At 64.3% G+C, this 19407-nt stretch carries 16 protein-coding genes; 4 read left to right on the plus strand and 12 right to left on the minus strand.

Annotation, left to right across the window (positions count from 1 at the left end; all coding sequences use genetic code 11):
* Window positions 1–67: 67 nt before the first annotated feature.
* The 4 genes from GM79_RS10675 (at window position 68) to GM79_RS22975 (ending at window position 4915) form a co-directional block, all read left to right on the plus strand.
* The gene (locus GM79_RS10675; protein ID WP_161787160.1) at window positions 68–802 is read left to right on the plus strand and encodes a LuxR C-terminal-related transcriptional regulator; all 735 of its coding nucleotides are present in this window, start codon (window positions 68–70) and stop codon (window positions 800–802) included.
* A 322-nt stretch (window positions 803–1124) separates the two neighbouring features.
* A complete protein-coding gene (locus GM79_RS10680; protein WP_035563453.1) occupies window positions 1125–2363 on the plus strand; it encodes a glycosyltransferase family 61 protein in 1239 nt (412 codons plus the stop codon).
* 28 nt (window positions 2364–2391) lie between these two features.
* The gene (locus GM79_RS10685) at window positions 2392–3417 is read left to right on the plus strand and encodes a glycosyltransferase (protein WP_072008592.1); all 1026 of its coding nucleotides are present in this window, start codon (window positions 2392–2394) and stop codon (window positions 3415–3417) included.
* A gap of 145 nt (window positions 3418–3562) precedes the next feature.
* Entirely contained in the window at window positions 3563–4915 is a 1353-nt protein-coding gene (locus GM79_RS22975; protein WP_051718763.1) for a hypothetical protein, read from the plus strand.
* Window positions 4916–5119: 204 nt separating this feature from the next.
* Here the strand turns inward: GM79_RS22975 and GM79_RS10695 are convergent, their stop codons facing one another.
* From GM79_RS10695 to GM79_RS25440, 12 genes are all read right to left on the minus strand, one after another.
* Complete coding sequence (locus GM79_RS10695) at window positions 5120–6229, minus strand: ATP-grasp domain-containing protein (protein WP_035563456.1); 1110 nt, start codon at window positions 6227–6229, stop codon at window positions 5120–5122.
* Between the two features lie 130 nt (window positions 6230–6359).
* Window positions 6360–7214, minus strand: coding sequence for a class I SAM-dependent methyltransferase (locus GM79_RS10700; RefSeq protein WP_051718764.1), 855 nt, complete (start codon window positions 7212–7214; stop codon window positions 6360–6362).
* An 11-nt stretch (window positions 7215–7225) separates the two neighbouring features.
* A complete protein-coding gene (locus tag GM79_RS10705; RefSeq protein ID WP_081867686.1) occupies window positions 7226–8602 on the minus strand; it encodes a glutamate-1-semialdehyde 2,1-aminomutase in 1377 nt (458 codons plus the stop codon).
* Between the two features lie 5 nt (window positions 8603–8607).
* The gene (locus GM79_RS10710; RefSeq protein ID WP_051718765.1) at window positions 8608–9942 is read right to left on the minus strand and encodes a DUF4910 domain-containing protein; all 1335 of its coding nucleotides are present in this window, start codon (window positions 9940–9942) and stop codon (window positions 8608–8610) included.
* A gap of 46 nt (window positions 9943–9988) precedes the next feature.
* The gene (locus tag GM79_RS10715; RefSeq protein ID WP_081867687.1) at window positions 9989–11314 is read right to left on the minus strand and encodes a class I SAM-dependent methyltransferase; all 1326 of its coding nucleotides are present in this window, start codon (window positions 11312–11314) and stop codon (window positions 9989–9991) included.
* A gap of 73 nt (window positions 11315–11387) precedes the next feature.
* Window positions 11388–12035: a hypothetical protein gene (locus GM79_RS10720; protein WP_035563459.1), complete on the minus strand. Its 648-nt coding sequence runs from the start codon at window positions 12033–12035 to the stop codon at window positions 11388–11390.
* 56 nt (window positions 12036–12091) lie between these two features.
* Complete coding sequence (gene rfbC, locus GM79_RS10725) at window positions 12092–12688, minus strand: dTDP-4-dehydrorhamnose 3,5-epimerase (RefSeq protein WP_072008593.1); 597 nt, start codon at window positions 12686–12688, stop codon at window positions 12092–12094.
* A 69-nt stretch (window positions 12689–12757) separates the two neighbouring features.
* On the minus strand, window positions 12758–13870 hold the full coding sequence (locus tag GM79_RS10730) for an NAD-dependent epimerase/dehydratase family protein (RefSeq protein WP_051718766.1): 1113 nt from the start codon (window positions 13868–13870) through the stop codon (window positions 12758–12760).
* Window positions 13871–13934: 64 nt separating this feature from the next.
* Window positions 13935–14843 carry a glucose-1-phosphate cytidylyltransferase gene (gene rfbF, locus GM79_RS10735; protein ID WP_072008594.1) on the minus strand — a complete coding sequence of 303 codons (909 nt, stop codon included), beginning with the start codon at window positions 14841–14843 and terminating at the stop codon, window positions 13935–13937.
* 10 nt (window positions 14844–14853) lie between these two features.
* A complete protein-coding gene (locus tag GM79_RS10740) occupies window positions 14854–15723 on the minus strand; it encodes a WecB/TagA/CpsF family glycosyltransferase (RefSeq protein WP_072008595.1) in 870 nt (289 codons plus the stop codon).
* A gap of 82 nt (window positions 15724–15805) precedes the next feature.
* Entirely contained in the window at window positions 15806–17203 is a 1398-nt protein-coding gene (locus GM79_RS10745) for an exopolysaccharide biosynthesis polyprenyl glycosylphosphotransferase (protein ID WP_072008596.1), read from the minus strand.
* Between the two features lie 424 nt (window positions 17204–17627).
* The coding region (locus GM79_RS25440; protein WP_035563461.1) for an Ig-like domain-containing protein at window positions 17628–19407 on the minus strand (1780 nt) is incomplete at its 5' end.

Raw genomic sequence — 19407 nt, forward strand, 5'->3', positions numbered from 1 at the left:
CCGGTATCCGCTGCCAGCCAATGGGGGCGTGGTTGTTTCTCTTCGGTTGTTAGCAATGCCAGATGCCATGCCTTATTTATCCGACATTGCTGCGCCGCCGGAAGCTGAGCGGCTGGGCAGCTGCTTGTTTCCCAACCAATTTCTGGTGGCCTTTGATTTGTGGCAGCAACGATGCTGCTACACCAGCCCCCAGGCCGAAACTCTGCTGGGCTACCCGCACGAGCAGATGAGCCTGGCGCTGCTCTACGACGCCATTCATCCCGACGACCTGCCGCTTGTGACGCGGGCCGCCGAGCTGGCCATGGAGTTTATGCAGCTCAGGGAACCGGCCGGGCCCGCTACTCCGGCCGCCTCCCATTCGGCGCCCACCATCTGTTTCAGTATCGATTACCGGCTGCGCTGCCGCAGCGGGCACTACCGGCGGGTACTGCGCCACAATTTCGTGCTGGTGCACTCCGAAACAGGCCAGCCCTTGGTGACGGGAAGCCTGTTCACGGACATTACCTCGCACAAAACGACGTTGGATGTGCGCTTCAGCCTCGACCACCCCGCCTTTGCCCACTGGCTGCACACGCGCAAAGCCGAACGCGAGCGCACCGGCGCCGACCTGAGTATTCGCGAACAGGAAATTCTGGGGCGCATGTTGGCCGGCGAAACAACCGCCGTAATTGCCAATAGCCTGTTCATCAGTTATTACACCGTTAAAACGCATCGACGCAACATTCTGCGGAAGATGAAAGCCAGCGAGGGCGACGGCCGGTTGGCGCACCTCGACGCCGGCATTGTGCGGCTGCTGGCGTAGTGGCGCGGTGAGTCCGGGAAGCCCGGAAACGTCGGGGCCGCAAGCGGAAGCAGGCAGTGCACAAGGGCCGGCGCCAGTGGCCGCCAGTGCCAGCTGCAAAGCTTGGGGCGGGCGTGGGCAGTGTCAAATGACCTATGTCAATTCTGCCAATGAGGCTTCTCATTTCGCATGCGTCTTCATTATTCAATATTTGAATAATTTATTGGCTTTCAAGATGATGATGGTGCAATGCGGGCCGCCTGAACGGGCGCGCAACGACCAACAGACTGCGTAGCCAAACAATTGTTTTCCCACCCCGACCGCCTTCCCCGTGCTTCTCACCATGCCCGCCATCCCCCAGCTATTGGGGCGCGTTCAACGCCGCGCCGGTCGCCTGCTGCGCGAGCTGCTGCCCTACAACGACCACTACCGCCCCCTGGGGGTGCACCAAAGCAGCCGCGCCCTGGCAGCTACCCGCCGCGACGTGCGCTTCTGGCCGGTGGTGTCCGCCTACACGTCGCGCCTCGTCATTCCCAAAGGGTTCTACACGGCCGTGTCGGTGTACGAAAGTACCGCCCATGGCAAGCCCCGCACCGAGGAAGCCATGCCCGAGGCGTTTGTGCTTGAGCTGCTGGGCGGCCGGCTCTATGCCGACAACTGGGACAGCGTGGCCGTGATTGCGCCCGATAATTACCTGGTGGGCGACGTGTCGTTTCAGCACAACCGGCTGGGGTGGACGCTCACGGCCCCCGAGGCCAACAACATTTTCGCCCAGCGCTACTTTCTGGAACCGGTGCAGGTGCCGGGTACGGTGCTGAGCCTGCTCTCGGGCGGCGGCGCGGCCATGGGCAACTACTACCACTGGCTGATTGACTCGTTGCCGCGCCTGCACCTGCTGCGCGAGTCGGGCATGTTCGATGAAATCGACTACTTCCTGGTGTACGACCGCAACAACCGCTTCGTGCTTGACTCGCTGCTCCAGCTCGGCATTGCCGATGCGCGCATCATCGACGTGACTACCCACCGGCACCTGCAGGCCGGGCGCCTGCTGGTAACCTCTCCGGTGCGCGGTGGCGGGCGCCATTCGCCGCCCTGGGTGAGCTCGTTTTTGCAGCAGGCCTACCTGCCCATGCCGGCCGCCAACCACCGGTTTGCCTCCCGCGTGTACATCAGCCGGCGCGATGCCAGCATGCGGCGCGTGCTCAACGAGCCCGCGGTAGAGGAGGTATTGGCCGGCCTCGGGTTCAAGACCTACGTGCTCAGCGACCTGAGTTTTATGGAAAAGGTGGCGCTTTTCAGCGGGGCCGAAGCCATTGTGGCCACGGTGGGGGCGGGCATGGCCAACCTCATGTTTGCCCCGCCGGGCACGCCCGTGCTGGAGCTGCACCCGCACACCTTCGTCGAGCCCGAATCGATGGATACCGCTTACCGCGTGGGCCTGCCTTACCACTGGCTCACCTGCCAGCCCAGCTCCGAGCGCAGCACCTCGTATTACCACGCCCGGCACCTCGACCTGCTGGTGGAGCCCCGCCAGCTGCTGAATGCCGTGCGCCGGATGCTGTGCCAGGCCGGCAAATTATAAAAGATGTAGTGTATTAAACATCAAGCACATGGCGCACGTCTTACTCTCTCTCGTTACCTGGAACAGCGCGGCGGTTATTGAGGCGTGCCTGGCAGCAGTGCTGGCCCAGACGCATACCGATTTCGAAATTTGGGTGGTCGATAACGCTTCGGCCGACGATACCTGCGCCCGGGTGGCAGCCGTGGCGGCCCTCGACGCGCGGGTGCAGCTGCACCCGCTGCCGCGCAACACCGGCTTCTGCGGCGGGCACAACTACGCGCTCGACCGCAGCGCCTCGGCCGCCGTGCTGCTGGTAAACCCCGACGTGGCGCTGGCTCCCGACTACCTAAGCCTGGCGCTGGCTGCTTTGGAATCCGACCCGGCCATTGGCACCGTGTGCGGGCTGCTGCTGCAAAGCACCGACGCCCAGCCGCGCATCGACAGCGCCGGCCTGGTGCATCACGCCGACGGCCGCTTCGGCCTGCGCTACCACGGCCGCTACCTGCACGAAACCCCGCTGGTGGCCGGCCCCGTAGCGGGTGCCGACGGCGCCCTGCCGCTCTACAGAAGGGCTTTTATCGACGATTTGCGGGTAGAAGGGCAGTTTTTCGATGAACGGTTTTTTGCGCATAAGGAAGACTGGGACATTGCCTGGCGCGGGCAGCTCTACGGCTGGCGCACCCTATTCGAGCCGGCTTGCCGGGCCCTACATCCCCGCCAGTTTCGGCCCGCCAACCTGCGGCTGCGCCGCCACCTTGGCAGCGCCATCAAGGCCGATGCGGTGAAAAACCAGTGGCTGCTGCTGCTCAAAAACCCGACGGGCCGGCAGCTGGCCGGCTACTGGTTGCGGGCGCTCCCACGGCAGTTGGGAATAATGCTCTACGCCCTGCTGCTGGAGCGGGCGTCGCTGCGGGCCTACCGCTTTGTATGGCAGCATTGGGCGGATATTCTGGCCAGCCGGCGCCTGATTCAGGCGCGGGCCGCCCAGCCCGGCCCCGTGGCCCGCTCGCGTGGGACTGCCCCGCCCGAGCGGGTGCGGGCCCCGGTGGCCCCGCCGCTCGCGGTGGAAGGCTAAGGAAGGCTTTGCCAGCCGGGCGGACCAGCAAATTTCTGATAGTGAAATTTTTACAAGAAGAGGTGGGAGGAGTTCTGGCACCGGAGTGCCGGGCGTGGCGAGACGAGCATTTTCCAGAATAAGTCACTTTTTAAATCTGCTGATTATGAAAACCAAGGCCTGCGTCTGCGTCTTAATGCTGTTGTTTTATTGGGCTCCGGTGCTGCTGCCCGCGGCCGGCGGCCGCGCAGCGGCGGCCACGGTCACCAGCTTCATGCTGGTGAATGCGGACACCGACCTCGACTTGTTTGTTCTCACACCGGGCATAGTGCTGGATTTTGGTAGCTTACCGACCCAAAACCTGAACATCCGGGCCAATGTCGACATGGCGGTGGGCAGCGTCACATTCGCGTTGAGCGGGTCCCAGGTCCACGCCGGCACCGAAAACGTGGTGCCGTATGCGCTGTTTTCAGACGTGGGCGGCGACTACTTTGCCTGGACGCCGCCAATTGGGAACTACACCCTCACGGCCACGCCTTTTGCGGCGGGCGGCGGTACCGGCACCGCCGGCACGCCATTCACCCTGAGTTTTTCCGTGGTCAACACGGCATTGCAAGTCGCCAGCTTCACGCTGGTGAATGCGGATACCGACCTCGACTTGTTTGCCCTCACGCCAGGGATAGTGCTGTATTTGAATGCGCTGCCTACCCAGAACCTGAACATTCGGGCCAATACCAGCCTCGCCTTCACCGGCAGCGTAGTTTTCAGCCTGAGCGGCGCTGGAACATGGGCGTCCACGGAAAATGTGCCGCCTTATGCCTTGTTCAGCGACCTGCTGGGGGATTATTTCACCCAACCGCTCCCGCCCGGCGCCTACTCGCTCACTGCCACCCCCTTCGATGCCCCGCTGGGCGCCGGCGTGGCCGGTTCTGCGCTCACGCTGGCTTTCTCCGTCGTATCGGGTCCGCTGCCGGTGGAGCTTACCTCCTTCACCGCGAAGGCGCCGACCAGCCACCAGGTGCAGCTGCACTGGCAAACCGCCAGCGAGCACAACAACCGCGAATTTGAGGTGCAGCGCAGTACCAACGGGCAGCAGTTCAATGTAGTGGGCCGGATGCCTGGGCACGGCAGCACCAGTGCGCCGCACGCCTACGCCTACACCGACGGTGTGCTGCCCGCACAAGCCACCACGCTCTACTATCGCCTGCGCCAGGTCGATGAGGACGGCAAGTTTGCGTTTTCGCCGGTGCGGGCCGTGCGCGTGATGGACCAGAAGCCGGCGTTTGCCTTTTTTCCAACCCTGGCCGTCGATGGATGGGTGCAATATGCTTTTAACGGCCCCATCACGGGCACCGAAGTGCTCGAGGTACTGACCCCGCTGGGGCAGCGCTGCCGGCAATTTGCCCTGGCACCCGCTGGTGGGGGAACGCTCTCGCTGGCTGGGCTGCCAGCCGGCACCTACTGGCTGCGCCTGACCAGTTCCCTGGGCAGCTATACCGGGCGGGTGGTGCTGCCATAGCATTGCGGCTTCACGAGCCGGCGGTCGGCCGGCACCAATTCAACGAGCTATTGAAGCTATTTAAAAAGTCGAAAAGCCTGTCATCCTGAACGCAGCGAAGGACCTTATCCCAACTGAACGGTACTCGTTCGGCCGTGATAAGGTCCTTCGCTGTACTCAGGCTGGCATTCGCTGAGTGCGTCATCCTAAGCAGTGGAGCAAAACTTATTCTACCCGCACGCTCCCGGGCCGGAACAGCCGGAAAAGCTTCGGCAGCGGGTCGCCCAGAAAACTCAGCAGGCTGGTGTTGCCGAAGGTGAAGCGCACTTTGTCGCGCAGGCGCGACAGATACCGGTATTTTAAGAAGTTATTGAACGGAATGTAGCGTCCCAGCGCAAAAGCCTTTGTCGCTACTGGTTGGTTGAGGGCTGCAAAGCAGGCCAGTACGGGGAAATTCACCTTGGCCGTGACGGCCGAGCCCACCACCGTAAGCCAGAAGCGGGGATTTATTTCGATGACGTTGATGGCGCCGCTGTCGGCGTCGTAGCGCAGGTCGAGGTGGGCCACGCCGTTCCAGCGCAGGGCTCTCATCAGGCGGTCCACCACTTCCAGCACGGCGTCGTTTTGCACAAACTCGATGGCCTGGGTGGGGGCGTAGGCGTTGGCCGCCGGCAGCAGCCCGCGCTGAATGGAATGGACCAGCAGCTCGCCGTCCTTGTAAAGCACGTTGCAGTCAATGTCGTAGCCCTCCAGGTAGGTCTGGATGATGTACTTACTACCCGGCGGCAGGCCAGCAACATACTCCAGCAGCGGCCCGGCCTCCCGAAACAGTTGGATGCCGTTGCCGCCCTCGCCGCCCGTGGGCTTCAGCAGCACCGGAAAGCGCAGGGCGGCCAGCTGCTCGGGCAGGTGCTGGCCAATGTTGGTGATGGTGCGCGGCCCGGGAATGTCGTGCTGCTGCATGAAGCGGGCCAGCCAGCTTTTGTCGGCCGCTATTTCGTAGGTCTGGGTGCTGGGCAGGGGCAGCACGGGCAGGGTTTTCTCCAGCTCCTCGCGCCAGGCTATGCAAAACCGCATGCCTTCCACGTCTACCGGCAGCAGCACGCCGGCGCGGGTGCGCATGGCCACCTTGTGCACAAACTGCGCAAAGGCTTCGTCGAATTCGCTTTGGGTTTGGTGGTGGTGCGAGCGCACGTAGCGCGAATACCGAAACGCACTGGTGGCATCGCGCGACACCATGTGGATGGCCACGCGCGGGCTCCGGCTCAGGCAAAACAGCACGGCAGCCGTCAGCCGGTATTCGCCTTCCAGCACCAGGACGATGAGCTTGTTCATGGGGTGGGTTCGGAAAATGAATGAACAGGAATTAACAGGCCTTAATTAATTGTATAATGAGCTGAGAATAAAAATCTCACTATCAAGAAGAAAGCTTGTGGCTTGCAACGCAAAGCTTATGGCTCAAGCCTTAACTGGCCTTGGCCTTTTCCAGCAGGAAATAGGCAAAGTGGTGGTCGTTGTTGAGGGGCTGCACCGGCTCCAGGTACAGCAGCTGGGGCTCAAAGCCGCACTCCCGGGCCATGGTCCAGAACTCCTCAATGAAGTAGGTGGTCATGTTGCCCAGGTTTTTGGCGTAGCCCCAGCGGTACGACAAGCTGTTGAGCTTGTGGTTGCTATACTTTATTTGAATGAATGCCAGGCCCTCATTCACCAGCAGCTGGTGAATGGTGCGCAGCACCCGCCGGCCGTACTCCTTAGAGGGCAGCAGCTCAAACACGTAGGTGGACAGCACCAGGTCGCAGGGCTTGTCAATGAGCCCGGCCACGCGCTCGGGCTCGGGGGCCGCAAACAGCAGTGGCTCAAAGTTGTGCAGGCCCATGGCCACTACTTGTCGCTCGCATTCGCTCAGGCTGGCCTCGGTGATATCGACGCCGTAGTAGCAGGCTGCTCCGGGGGCAAAGTGCACGGCGCAGGTGCCGCCGCCACAGCCCCAGTCCAGAATGCGGCGGGGTTTCTTTTTCAGCCAGTCCTGGCCCGCAAGCCGGTAGAAGATGCGCAGGCTGTTGCGGCCCAGTCCCACCCAGCGGGTATCGTCGGCAAAGATGCTTTGGCCGCGAAAGTGCGCGGGTCCGCCGTCGCGGCCCTGGTTCGAGAGGCCGTTCCAGAAGGCCTGCGAATCGGCGATGATTTTGTCTTCCGGCTCGCGGATGCCCGCATAATTGTCCAGCAGCCGGCGGCTGACGCGGATAACCCGCTCGATGTATCGGTGCATGATGAGGGAGGGCAGGGAGAGCCAATAGTCCTTGCGTGAGAGGGGAAGCATGTTTTAAGGCGCTAATTGTGCGTGCGATAAACGGGCTGCACCGGACGGCCCAGCAGGTAGCGGTCAAGGCCTTCGTCCAGGGCGCGGCGGTACACGCCCAGGGCCTCGTGCACGCGGGCCACCGTTTGGTCCACAAGGCTGGCCGTGTGCGCGTAGCTGATGACGAAGGAAGGCAGCAGCAGGCCGCGGCGCAGGGTTTCCTGCAAAAACAGGGTGCGAAAACCCTGCGAGGGCAGCCCGTCGGCATCGCGGGTGCCGTAGGCCAGGCAGCAGGGCGCGCCCAGCACCTGGAAGTAGCCGGCCACGTCCTGGTCGCGGGCGGCGGCTTCCAGCCCCTCGCGCAGCCGCAGCCCCTGCTCGTGGAGGTGGGCCACCACGGGCTCCAGGGTGTAGGTGCGCATCACGGCGCGGGCCACGGCCAGGGCGTGGGTTTCGGCCCCGTAAGTAGTCGAAAGCAAAAACACCCGCTCCCGCTCGTGGTGCAGTCCGCCCAGCTCCATCAGCTCGCGCCGGCCCGTGAGGGCTGCGATGGCGAAGCCGTTGCCCAGGGCCTTGGCAAAGGTGCTCAGGTCGGGGCGGACGCCGTGCAGGGCCTGGGCGCCGCCGTGGTGCCAGCGAAACCCGGTAATGATTTCGTCGAAGATGAGCACCGTTCCTTCCTGGTCGCAGAGGTGGCGCAGCCCTGCCAGAAAGCCGGGTGCGGGCGGCACATCGCGCTCCACTTCCAGCATCAGCGCGGCCAGCCGGCGCGGGTGCTCGGCAAAAAGCTGCGCCACGCCAGCCAGGTCGTTGTAGCGAAAGCTCAGGGTGAGGGCGCGCACGCTGGCCGGCACGCCGGCGGCCACCGGCGTAGTGCCCATAAACCAGTCGTCGGTCGAGAAAAAAGGGTGGTCGGCGCAGCAGGCCACCAGGTCGCGCCCGGTGTGGGCGCGTGCCAGCTTAATGGCCGCCGTGGTCACGTCGGAGCCGTTTTTGGCAAACTTCACCATGTCGCCGGCCTGGGTAAAATCCAGGAATTCCTCGGCCGTGCTCAGCTCCAGGGTGGTGGGGCGGCCCAGGTTGGTGCCGCGGGCCATGGCGCGTTGCGCGGCCTGCACCACCGGCCCGTAGGCGTGGCCCAAAGTCACGGAGCGCAGCCCCATACCGTACTCGATAAACTGGTTGTCATCGGCATCCCACACGCGGCAGCCGCGGCCGCGCACCAGGCAGGGGGCCATGAACTCGGGGAATTGGTCGTCGCCTTTGGCGTAGGTGTGGCTGCCGCCCGGAATGGCAGCGTGCAGCCGCTGCTGCAACGCGCGCGAGCTCCGGAAGTCGTTGGGCGTCAGGAGGGCGGGCGTGGTGCTCGTTGGCAGGGCCTGGAGCGGATGATGGGTGACAGCAGCCATGGCGCTTAGTTGGAAAAGGGCGTGAGAAGGTCGTGGGCGCACAACAAATCGGCCGCGTGCCGCAGCTGCTCAAAGGGCAGGCCCGAGCGCTCGGCAATGGCAAGCAAATCGTGGTGCCCGTCGGACAGGTTGAGGACCCAGAGCAGCGCCATTTGCGCGCTTGCGGCGTGGGCACTGCCACTCACCGCGCCGTAGAGCCCGCGCCGGCCCAGGGCGGGCTCGCCGTAGGGGCTCAGATTCTGATAGCAGCGGTTGGCTTCGAGCAGGTGCGCCACCGTCTGGGCCAGCTGCAGCGAATCGAGCAGGGCTTCGGGCTGCACAAAGGCCAGGTTGTCGGCCGAGGTGTGGTATTCGGGAAACTCGCCGTAAGGCGTGCGCGACAGGCAGCCCACCGGCAGGTTGAACCCCGGCGAACAGTACTGGCGCTCGTCGTAGCCGTAGGGCTTAAAGTCTATTACGCGGTGCGGAGCGGCAGCTTCACGCAGTGCCAGCGCCACCGCGCGGTCGACCTCGGCGGTGCCACGGCGCGACTTTTTGTAGGTGAAGCCCCCGGCCTCGCCCAGCAGGCTCAGCACCAGCCCGTGCCGGATGCGTCCCACGGCCTCGGCGTTGCGGCTCAGCCAGGTGATGGCCCCGATGGTGCCGGGCGCAAACACAAACCGGTAGCTGTAGCGGCGCGGCTGCGCTTGCAGGTACCGCGCCAGAAACGTGGCCACTGCAATACCCGACAGGTTATCGTTGGCCAGCGAAGGATGACAGATGTGGCTGGAAATGAGCACTTCCTCGTCGGTTTCGCCCGGCACCAGCAGCTCGCCGTAGGTGAGCGCCCCAGGGGCCAGGGTGCTATCGATGCACACTTCGTAGGTCGGGTCGGCCAAGGCCAGCAGCTGCTCGTGCGCCAGGCAAAAGCCCCAGGCATCGGCGTAATAGGCCGTGCGGTAGGGAATGAGCCGGGGCTGCTCGGCCAGCGAATACAAGTGCTTCTTCAGCTCATCGAGCGTGAACCAGCCCTGCACCGGCAGGCTGTAGCCCACCACGTGCAGGTTGTGCGCCCGAAAGTCGACCACCCGCTCCCCGCGCGCATTTTTAATCCAGGCGTCGCGGATGTTCCACTCGCGCGGTACTTCCCAGTCGAGCACGGGCGTGCCGCTGGGCACTTCGTGCACCTGCAGCTCAGGCAGGTATTCTTGCAGAATGGCCAGTGATTGCCGCACGCCATCGCCCGTGATGCTCCGGCAAATGGGAAACAGCCGGCGCACCAGGGCGTGCAGGTCCGCGCCGCTGGGGTGGGGCTGCCCGGTAGCGGGCACGTAGGCAGGGGCAGCAGTCAGGGGCATCATGGCACCAGGTGAGAAAAGCGAGGGACTACGTTTTAGTTGTCAGCTGTCAGGAATAGACCTGGGGCTCTGGGATGGGCACCACAAACTGCCCGCCCCACTCGCGGATAACGGCCATCTGCTCCATGATTTCCTCGCGCAGGTTCCAGGGCAGAATCAGCAGGTAGTCGGGTTGCGTTTCGAGAATGTGGCTCGGAGCCAGGATGGGAATGCGGGTGCCGGGCAGGAAATTACCCTGCTTGTGCGGGTTCAAATCGACGGTATAATCCAGAAAGTCAGTTCGAATGCCGCAGTAATTGAGCAGGGTGTTGCCCTTGCCGGGGGCCCCGTAGCCCGCCACCGACTTGCCAGCCCGCTTGGCCTCGATGAGGAATTCGAGCAGCTTGCGCTTGGTTTCGCGGGTTTGTTCGGCAAAGTCGGCGTAGAAACTCAGGTCGCACACGCCAGCGGCCAGCTCGCGCTGGCGCAGGTTGGCCACGGCGGGGGTCACGGCCAGCGGCGGCGCGGCGGCCGCCGTGTGCCGGGCAAAAATGCGCAACGAGCCGCCGTGGGTGGGTAGCTCCTGCACGTCGAAAATGGTGAGGCCGTGGTGAGCGAAAATGCGCTCCACCGCCCAGAACGAGAAGTAGCTGAAATGCTCGTGGTAAATGGTGTCGAACTGATGGCCGGCAATGAGCCGCAGCAGGTGCGGAAACTCCATCGTGACCACACCTGCGGGCTTGAGGGCCAGCCGCAAGCCCTCCACAAAGCTGTTGAGGTTTGGCACGTGGGCCAGCACGTTGTTGCCGATGAGCAGGTCGGCCTGCCCGCACCACGCCGCCACTTCGCGGGCGGTAGTGGCGTTGAAAAACTTTCGGAGCGTGGTGATACCCTTGCCCTCGGCCGCATCGGCCACGTTGCCCGCCGGTTCAATGCCCAGCACTGGAATGTTTTGCGCCACGAAATATTGCAGCAGGTAACCGTCGTTGCTGGCCACTTCCATCACCAGGCTCCCGGCGTTGAGATTGAACCGTTTCGTGACAAGCTCGCAGTAGGAGCGGGCGTGTTGCAGCCAGGAGGGCGAGTACGAAGAGAAGTAGGCATAGTCCTGCCGGAACACCTGGTCGGGGGCCACAAACTCGCCCACTTGCACCAGAAAGCACTTTTCGCACACGTAGGCGTGCAGCGGGTAAAAGGATTCGGCCTGGGCAAACTGCTCGGGACGCACGTGGTCCTGGCACAGCGGCGAGGTACCCAAATCGACAAAAGTGTGGTGCAGCGGCGTGGCGCAAAACCGGCAGAAGCCGCCCGCGGCTGCCGCGCTCGGGCTGGGGGCCACGGCCACGGTGGCAGCAGCAGAAAGGGTGGGCTCCGGGGCGAGAAAACGGGTTTCCATAATCAATCAGTTGGCTAAAAATGAATGCAATAGGCCTGCTTTAGTAAGGTGGTACAGCTCGGTTCCGCTTCGCCTACCGCTGGCCGACGGGGCGGAGCCGCTCCACCGGCAGCTGCTCGACGCGGCCGGCCGCCAGCAGGCGGGGCTGCAGCCGGCCGGCCGCGGTGTCTAGCTGCGGCCGAATCCGGGCCAGGGCCAGGCGCAGGGCCTGGGCGTCGGACAGGGTAGGGGCGGTGCGCTGCGAGTAGCCGTGGTACATGGCCACGCGCACTTTCGACTCCCCCTGGCCTTCGTATTCGCCTACTATCTCGCCTTGCGCATCAACAATCTGCAGCTTGGCGGTGAGCGTGGTGCGGTAGGTTTCGAACGGGACGCCCAGCAAGCTAGGCGTGAGCATGGTGAGGAGCTGGACCACTTGCAGCACGCGGCCGGAGCGCCGAACGGCGGCCTGCGTTACCAGCAGCCGGGCGTAGCCGAAGTTGTAGGGGGCGGCTGGTTCGGCCAGGTTCTGGTGCAGCTCGCTTTGCAGCAGCTCCAGCAGCTCTTCGGGCTGGGTGGCGTTGGTGTTGTAGAGGGGGCCTAGCTCCACCACGGCTTCCAGCGGGGGCAGCCGGTTGGCGTTGGCCACCGCCGGCACCTGCCACAGTTCCGCTTCTACCGATACACAGGCCACAGCGCTCAGGGCAAACAGGCCAAAACAAAAAAAAGACAGGGGTTTCATGCGCAAAATGATTTAATCCAAAATGGTTACATGCAAAATGCCCCTCCTTTTTAGTCCTAGTGATTGGAGCCGACTGGCTTCCCACAGCTTTTGGGGCTGCGGGCCGCGCCGGGCTCGGCCCAGGGCGGTGGCCAGTCGGGGTACTGTAGGTCGCTGGCCGAAACGAGTTGGGGCCGGATGGGCCAGCGAACACCAATGGCGGGGTCGTCCCAGCGCAGGCCACGGGCCGCGCGGGGTTCATAAACGGCCGACATCAGGTAGCTCACGTCGGTGTCGGGCTCCAGGGTGAGAAAGCCGTGGGCGCACCCGGCGGGCACCAGCAGCTGCCGGTAGTTGGCGGCCGTGAGCTCCAGCCCCAGCCACTGCCCGCAAGTGGGCGAGGCCGGCCGCAGGTCCACTACCACGTCGTAGATGGCGCCGCGAGTGCAGCGCACCACCTTGGTTTCTTCGTGAGGCGCGGCCTGGTAATGCAGGCCGCGCAGCGTACCCAGCCGCGGGTTCGATGAGACATTGCCCTGCACCACAGTCATGGCAATGCCGTGCCCGGCCAGCTCGTGGCCGCACCAGGTACGCGCAAAAAAGCCCCGCTCATCGCTGCGCCGCTCCACGTCGATGGTAAAAACTCCGGGCAATTTCGTAGCAGCAACCAGCATGGCATGTGGTGATGATGGAAAAACGAGTAGCGCCCGGCAATAAGCCGGACCTGATTTAGCAGCCTGCCGCTAGGCCAGCACCGGCCCGACGGCAGGGGTGGTTTCGCGCAATGACCGGGACGGCGGCAGTGGCCGCCAGGTCAGGTCTTCGGCCAGTTCGTCGTTCTCGCGCAACGTTGCCAGCGCCCGCAGCCGCATCAGGCGCGACGACCGAAAATCCGGGTCGTGGAAATTCATTTCCGCGAGTTTGCTGCTCAGCTCGGCAATGGTGTCTGCCAGCGTAAACAGGGGCTGGTGCGCCGGAGCCAGCTGCCGAAACAGGCCGAAATCGACCCGGTAAGAGCGCCGGTCGGCTGGCGCATGGGGGCTGATTTGCACGCGGGTGCCGGGCAAGTGCTCCGCTACCGCCTCGGCCAGCTCCCGCACCCGGTAGTTCCAGGCATCGCTGCCCACGTTCAACGACAGGAACGGGCCGCCCAGCGGAGTCGCGCGCTCCACGGCCCAGAGCACCGCGCGGGCCATGTCGCACACATGAATGAGGGGCCGCCAGGGCGTGCCATCGCTCAGGATGTTGATTTCGCCGCTGGCTACGGCGCTGGCCACAAAGTCGTTGAGCACCAAATCGAGCCGCAGCCGCTCGCTCCAGCCGCAGGCGGTAGCGAAGCGCAGGCACGTCACCCGGAACTTATCATCGGCCAAAACGGCCAGAGCCCGCTCGGTGGCGGCCTTGGAGCGGGCATAGGCCGTGAGCGGCTGCAGAAATGACTCCTCGGTCTTGCTTTCCTCACCTCCCAGCCCATACACGCTGCACGAGCTGGCAAACACGAAGGAGCGCACCCCGTGCCCCTTGGCCAGCCGCGCCAGATTCACGCTGGCCTCGTGGTTGATGGCCATGGTCACCTCCTCGTAGGCCGTGCCCATGGGGTCGTTGGAAATGGCCGCCAGGTGCACCACCACGTGCACCCCCACCAGCAGGCTGGCAGGCATCAGGCGCACATCGCCATATACCTGCCGGTCGAGGCTGCACTCGGCCAGCCGCCCCGTGCTGGTGAGGCAATGCGCAAACAGGCCCAGGTCGTAGCCAATCAGCTCAGCATCGGGGTAGGCCTGGCGCAGCTGGCGCACCACGCCCGGCCCCACGTAGCCCAGGTTGCCGGTGATGAGAATGCGAGGGGAAGTCATAAGCGAAGCGGAAGGCGTGCCGCACGGCACTGGGTAAAGAATGGAAAAGGAAGGGCTGCCGGGTTCAGTCCGACGGCATGTGCAGGCCCGGCAGGTACTGGAGGGCCAGGGGCAGCCGGTGCCCGTTGGGGGCCGCAGCGGGCACGCGCCGGCGCGGCGCGGCAGGGGCAGCCGGCGCGGGCACCTCTTCGGTCGGGCCCCACACTTTCCAGGCGGCCTGGCCGCGCCGCCACAAGTCCTCCAGCAGGTTGCGGTCGCGCAGGGTGTCCATGGGCTGCCAGAAGCCCTCGTGGCGGTAAGCCGCCAGCTGGCCCTGGGCCGCGAGGGCTTCGAGCGGGCCGCGCTCCCACACGGTGTCGTCGTTGTCGATGTAGTCGAGCACGGCGGGCTCCAGCACAAAAAAGCCCCCGTTCACCCAGGGCGTCAGGCCGCCGTCGGGCTTCTCGCTGAAGTTGCTCACTTTGTGTTCGCTTTCGCCCAGATTGAAAACCCCGAAGCGACCGGGCTGGTGCACGGCCGTGAGGGTAGCCAGCGTGCCCTGCTGCTGATGAAACCTGATGCTGGCCCCAATGTCAATGTTGCCCACGCCGTCGCCGTAGGTCAGGCAAAAGGTTTCGTCATCGAGGTAGCTGCGCACGCGGCGCAGGCGGCCCCCGGTCATGGTTTCCAGGCCAGTATTCACCAGCGTCACCGTCCACGGCTCGGCGGTTTGGTGGCGCACCTTCATCTCGTTGCAGTCAAGATGAAAGGTGACATCGGCATGCTGCAGGAAATAATCGGCAAAAAACTGCTTGATGAGGTGGCCTTTGTAGCCGCAGCAAATCACGAAATCGGTGATGCCGTGGTGGGCGTAGATTTTCATGATGTGCCACAGAATCGGCAGCCCGCCGATTTCGACCATGGGCTTGGGCCGCAACCCGCTTTCCTCGCTGATGCGGGTGCCGTAGCCGCCCGCCAGAATAACTGCTTTCATGGCACAAATGCTAGGAGTGAAAAGAAGCAAGCACGGGAGCTGGCCGGGCCGCAAAGTGCCTGCGGAAGCGGGGCTGGGCGCGTAGTCGGCGGGGCCGGTCGGGGCGGGGGGCCGGGGCTTTCGCGGCCCAGTGGGCCAGCAGCTGGCACGCCAGCAGCCACACAAACCAGGTGTTGGTAACGAAGTAGCGCCGGGCCAGGCGGCGTGGCTCAAGGCAGAGCCGGAAGGCCCATTCCAGCCACAGCTGGCGCGCCCAAAGGGGAAGGCGCGGTTCCAGCCCGGCGTACACCATAAAGGCCTGGCCCACCCCCACCATGCAGGCCCGCACCCGGCCGCGGTGGTCGGCCATCCAGCGCTCCTGCCGGGGGCAGCCCAGGGCCACAAACACCAGGTCGGGGTCGGCGGCGTTGATAGCGGCCACGGCCGCGGCGTCCTCTTCGGGGGTGAGGGGCCGGAAGGGCGGCGCGTGGTAGCCGGCCACGCGCAGCGTGGGCAGCTCGCGGTGCACCCGCGCCAGCATGGCGGCCAGCACGGCCTCGGTGGTGCCGTAGAAGTACACCGACTGGCCGCGGGCGGCAGCTTCGGTCAGCAGCGCGGGCAGCAAATCCATGCCCGCCACGCGGGGCTGGGGCCGGCCGTGCAGCCAGCCCAGGGCCGCTGCCACGGGGCTGCCATCCGGCGTCACCACGCTGGCGTGATTAAGGAGCTGCCGAAAGGTCGCGTGCAGGTGCGCTTCTACCAGCATGTGCGCATTGGCGCAGCACACGTAGGCCGAGGTGCGGGCCGCGCCCAGCCGCAGAATGATGTCAATGAACTCGGGCACCGCTCCGGTTGAGACGTGGGCGTCGAGAACCAGGCGCTTCGGGAGGAGAATTGGCATGAGAAAATACGTGAAAAAAGTAAAAGACTAACGAGGCAAAGGCCCGAAGGGAATTAAATACAAAACGCTCAATAAAAGATGATTAGTAGGCGTTTTCTTCGCCGCGAACCATGTTGCGCACGGTTTTTCCGATGATTTCCAGGTCCATTCGGAAAGACCAGTTCTCCATGTACTTCAGGTCGTATTCCACGCGCTTTTCCATGGCATTGGGCGCGCGGGTTTCGCCCCGGCAGCCGTTCACCTGCGCGTAGCCCGTGATGCCGGGCGTGACGGCGTGGCGCAGCTGGTAGGTTTGCAGGCGCTGGGAGTATTCCGCGAGTTGCGAAATCATGTTGGGCCGGGGCCCCACTACCGACATGTGCCCCAGCAGCACGTTGAAGAATTGGGGCAGCTCGTCGAGGTTGTACTTGCGCAGGTAGTAGCCCACGCGGGTCACCCGCGGGTCGGCCTTGCAGGCCTGCAGCTCGGTTTGCCCGTGGCCGGTGTGCATGGTGCGCAACTTGTAGCACGGAAACAGCTGGTTGCGCCGCCCCGGCCGCATTTGCTTAAAAAACACCGGCCCCCGCGAATCAAGCTTGATGGCCAGCGCCAGCACCGGCATCAGCAGCGGAAACAGCAGCCCGATAACCAGCCCCGAAAACACCACGTCGAAGCTGCGCTTCAGCACCTGGTTGGCCCACATGGCCAGCGGCTCGCGGCGCACCGTCAGAATGGGCAGGTGGTCGTAGTGGTACACGCTCACGTCCTGGCGCATGGTGCCGTGGTAGTCGGGCACGATACGAAAAGACAGGAAATTATGAATGGCAAAGTCTGAGAGCTCGCTGATTAGCTGATGGTTGTCGAAGGGCAGCGCGAAGTAGATTTCATCCACCGGCGTGGCCTGGCAGTAGGCCTTCACCTCGGCCACCGTGCCGCGCACCAGGGGCCGCAGGGCCGGTGCCACGGGCTCATCGGCAAAAAACCCTTTGAAATGGGTGCCGGCCGGGTCGTGGGCGGCCAGGAAGTGGTAGAGGCGCTGCCCGCTTTCGCTGGCGCCCACTATCACAAAGCGGCTGTGGGGCTCGGCAAAGTAGCGCTGGTAAGAGCGGTAGCAAAAGGCCACCCCAAACCGGCCCAGCACCACGCCCGTCATGGCCAGCCCATACACCAGCAGCAGCTCGTTCAACGGCATCAGCTGCCGTTGCAGCAGCACCGCGGTGCCCAGCAGCAACGCGCCATGCATCAGAAAAGTCCGGAGCAGATACCCCAGCTTTTCGGCGTAGGTAATCAGGCGGTCAAGGCGGAAAATGTTGGCGTATTGCCGCGAGAGCATCCACCAAAGCAGCGCGAAAATGATGAAAAGCAGCGGCGCGTAACCCGCAAACTCCCAGCTTTGGGATACATGAAAACGGACCAGCCGGAATGCCCCGAAAATGATGGCCACATCCAGCACCGGCAGTAGAAACCGAGTCGAGTCGGCGTAATGCGCATATCGTACCATGAGCTTGGGCTGTAAAAGTGAAGCAGGTAAACCGGGTTCGCGAGCATGACTTGGCCGGGAAGTATGGTGAAGGAATGGAAGTAATTTTCACTAATCAATGATATAGTTGAATGTTGCGAATGATGACATTTCGGGTTTTTCGGAAAAATCATACTTTTACCAGCCGTAAAGGGGCTTTATGGGGCTACCCACTTGGCATAGGACAACTAATTTTTATGGTACTACCCTGGGAGTAATTTTCAATTTAGGAGGCTGCCCTTCGCGTTTTATCCTGGCATGCCCGGCCACCGGTCGGCGGGTGCCGGGCATGACAGGCGTCTCGAAACAAGCGCTTTCGCTTGCTTGAGGGCATAAAAAAACCTGGCCATGATGGCCAGGTTTTTTTAGCAGGGGAGCTCAAAAGAGCAGGGGCGCTGCCTAATCTTTACGTCCGCGCCGGCTTTTGCCTTGCTGCGGGCCACGGTAAGATTTTCATGCTGTACGTTCCCTGCGACAGGTCACCGGTCAGCATTGCCTGGCTGGGGGCATTGGCCGAAACCGTTGAGCGCTGGCGCTGCACCAGGCTGCCCTGGCTGTTGAACAAGCCGAAGTTCATTTTCTCGGTTTCGACCACAGCCACCTGTACCTGCGAATCGGCGCTGATGGGGTTTGGGTACACGCTAAAGCCGTTGGTGGTGGGGCTGGTGCTACGCATCGCCGTGGTGTTCTGTTTCCAGATTTCGAGGCCCGAGAGGTTGGCGTTGCCGCCGGCGGTGCTCACGTTGAGCGTGCCGTCGGTGACGGTGGCCGTCAGCGGGCCAACCCGCTCCCAGTGGCCGGCCGCGCCGGTGCTGTAGCCGCTGCGCAGGGTCTGGCCTTCGAGCTGGATGCTGAGCGTTTCGGGGCTGTTGTCTTCCCAGATGTAGAGGTAGACCGAGTAGGTGCCGCTGGCCAGGCCGCGCACGGCCAGGGTGGGGCCGGTGCCGAAGAGAGCGGAGGTAATCATGCCCGCGCGGGCCGCGTCGGTGGCCGGGTTGAGGGCCGCGCCGGCGTTGGCCCAGCCCGAGGCGTTGGTGCTGAAGTTGGCCGCCGTGGCGCTGGCTTCCCACGTACGCCCGTCGATGGTTGCGGCCGGGCCGCCCAGGTTAAAGGCGCGCAAGAACGTCGCATTCGTGGGACCGGTGGCCAGGCTGCTCTTGGGTGCCGTCACGGTCAGGCTCTTGGCCGTCGAGGTTGTGGTGGCACCGGCGTTGTCGGTGGCGCGGGCCGTCAGGCTCAGGGTGCCGGCGGCAGCGGGCGTGAAGCTGAGGGAGTACGGGGCCGTCAGGTCCTCGCCGAGCTTGGTGGTGCCGCTGAAGAACTCCACTTTGCTCACCGTGCCATTGGCGTCGGCGGCGGTCGCGGTCAGGGCCAGGGCCGTGCCTACCGTGCCCGTGGCGGGTGCGCTCAGGCTCACTGTCGGCGGCGTGTTGGCCGGGGCGGGGGTGGTGTTCTGTTTCCAGATTTCGAGGCCCGAGAGGTTGGCGTTGCCGCCGGCGGTGCTCACGTTGAGCGTGCCATCGGTGACGGTGGCCATCAGGGGGCCAACCCGCTCCCAGTGGCCGGCCGCGCCGGTGCTGTAGCCGGTGCGCAGGGTCTGGCCTTCGAGCTGGATGCTGAGCGTTTCGGGGCTGTTGTCTTCCCAGATGTAGAGGTAGACCGAGTAGGTGCCGCTGGCCAGGCCGCGCACGGCCAGCGTGGGGCCGGTGCCGAAGAGAGCGGAGGTAATCATGCCCGCGCGGGCCGCGTCGGTGGCCGGGTTGAGGGCCGCGCCGGGGCGGGACCAGCCCGAGGCGTTGGTGCTGAAGTTGGCCGCCGTGGCGCTGGCTTCCCACGTGCGTCCGTCGATGGTTGCGGCCGGGCCGCCCAGGTTGAAGGCGCGCAAGAACGTCGCGTTTGTGGGGCTGCCCGCTGTGGTGGGCGCTGTTGTCGTGCCAGTCGTCACGGTCACGCTCTTCGCCGTCGAGGTTGTGGTGGCGCCGGCGTTGTCGGTGGCGCGGGCCGTCAGGCTCAGGGTGCCGGCGGCAGCGGGCGTGAAGCTGAGGGAGTACGGGGCCGTCAGGTCCTCGCCGAGCTTGGTGGCGCCGCTGAAGAACTCCACTTTGCTCACCGTGCCGTTGGCGTCGGCGGCGGTTGCGGTCAGGGCCAGGGCCGTGCCTACCGTGCCCGTGGCGGGTGTGCTCAGG

This window comes from Hymenobacter sp. IS2118 (genome assembly GCF_000715495.1).
In the GTDB taxonomy this organism is placed as follows: domain Bacteria; phylum Bacteroidota; class Bacteroidia; order Cytophagales; family Hymenobacteraceae; genus Hymenobacter.

Excerpts from the sequence above, each read along its gene's own strand:
- GM79_RS10675 (WP_161787160.1), top strand. The coding sequence starts at position 68 with ATGCCTTATTTATCCGACATTGCTGCGCCGCCGGAAGCTGAGCGGCTG.
- GM79_RS10745 (WP_072008596.1), bottom strand. The coding sequence starts at position 17,203 with ATGGTACGATATGCGCATTACGCCGACTCGACTCGGTTTCTACTGCCG.
- GM79_RS10680 (WP_035563453.1), top strand. The coding sequence starts at position 1,125 with ATGCCCGCCATCCCCCAGCTATTGGGGCGCGTTCAACGCCGCGCCGGT.
- GM79_RS10705 (WP_081867686.1), bottom strand. The coding sequence starts at position 8,602 with ATGGCTGCTGTCACCCATCATCCGCTCCAGGCCCTGCCAACGAGCACC.
- rfbF (WP_072008594.1), bottom strand. The coding sequence starts at position 14,843 with ATGAAAGCAGTTATTCTGGCGGGCGGCTACGGCACCCGCATCAGCGAG.
- GM79_RS10710 (WP_051718765.1), bottom strand. The coding sequence starts at position 9,942 with ATGATGCCCCTGACTGCTGCCCCTGCCTACGTGCCCGCTACCGGGCAG.
- GM79_RS10685 (WP_072008592.1), top strand. The coding sequence starts at position 2,392 with ATGGCGCACGTCTTACTCTCTCTCGTTACCTGGAACAGCGCGGCGGTT.
- GM79_RS10715 (WP_081867687.1), bottom strand. The coding sequence starts at position 11,314 with ATGGAAACCCGTTTTCTCGCCCCGGAGCCCACCCTTTCTGCTGCTGCC.
- GM79_RS10700 (WP_051718764.1), bottom strand. The coding sequence starts at position 7,214 with ATGCTTCCCCTCTCACGCAAGGACTATTGGCTCTCCCTGCCCTCCCTC.
- GM79_RS22975 (WP_051718763.1), top strand. The coding sequence starts at position 3,563 with ATGAAAACCAAGGCCTGCGTCTGCGTCTTAATGCTGTTGTTTTATTGG.
- GM79_RS10720 (WP_035563459.1), bottom strand. The coding sequence starts at position 12,035 with ATGAAACCCCTGTCTTTTTTTTGTTTTGGCCTGTTTGCCCTGAGCGCT.
- GM79_RS10740 (WP_072008595.1), bottom strand. The coding sequence starts at position 15,723 with ATGCCAATTCTCCTCCCGAAGCGCCTGGTTCTCGACGCCCACGTCTCA.
- GM79_RS10695 (WP_035563456.1), bottom strand. The coding sequence starts at position 6,229 with ATGAACAAGCTCATCGTCCTGGTGCTGGAAGGCGAATACCGGCTGACG.
- GM79_RS10730 (WP_051718766.1), bottom strand. The coding sequence starts at position 13,870 with ATGACTTCCCCTCGCATTCTCATCACCGGCAACCTGGGCTACGTGGGG.
- rfbC (WP_072008593.1), bottom strand. The coding sequence starts at position 12,688 with ATGCTGGTTGCTGCTACGAAATTGCCCGGAGTTTTTACCATCGACGTG.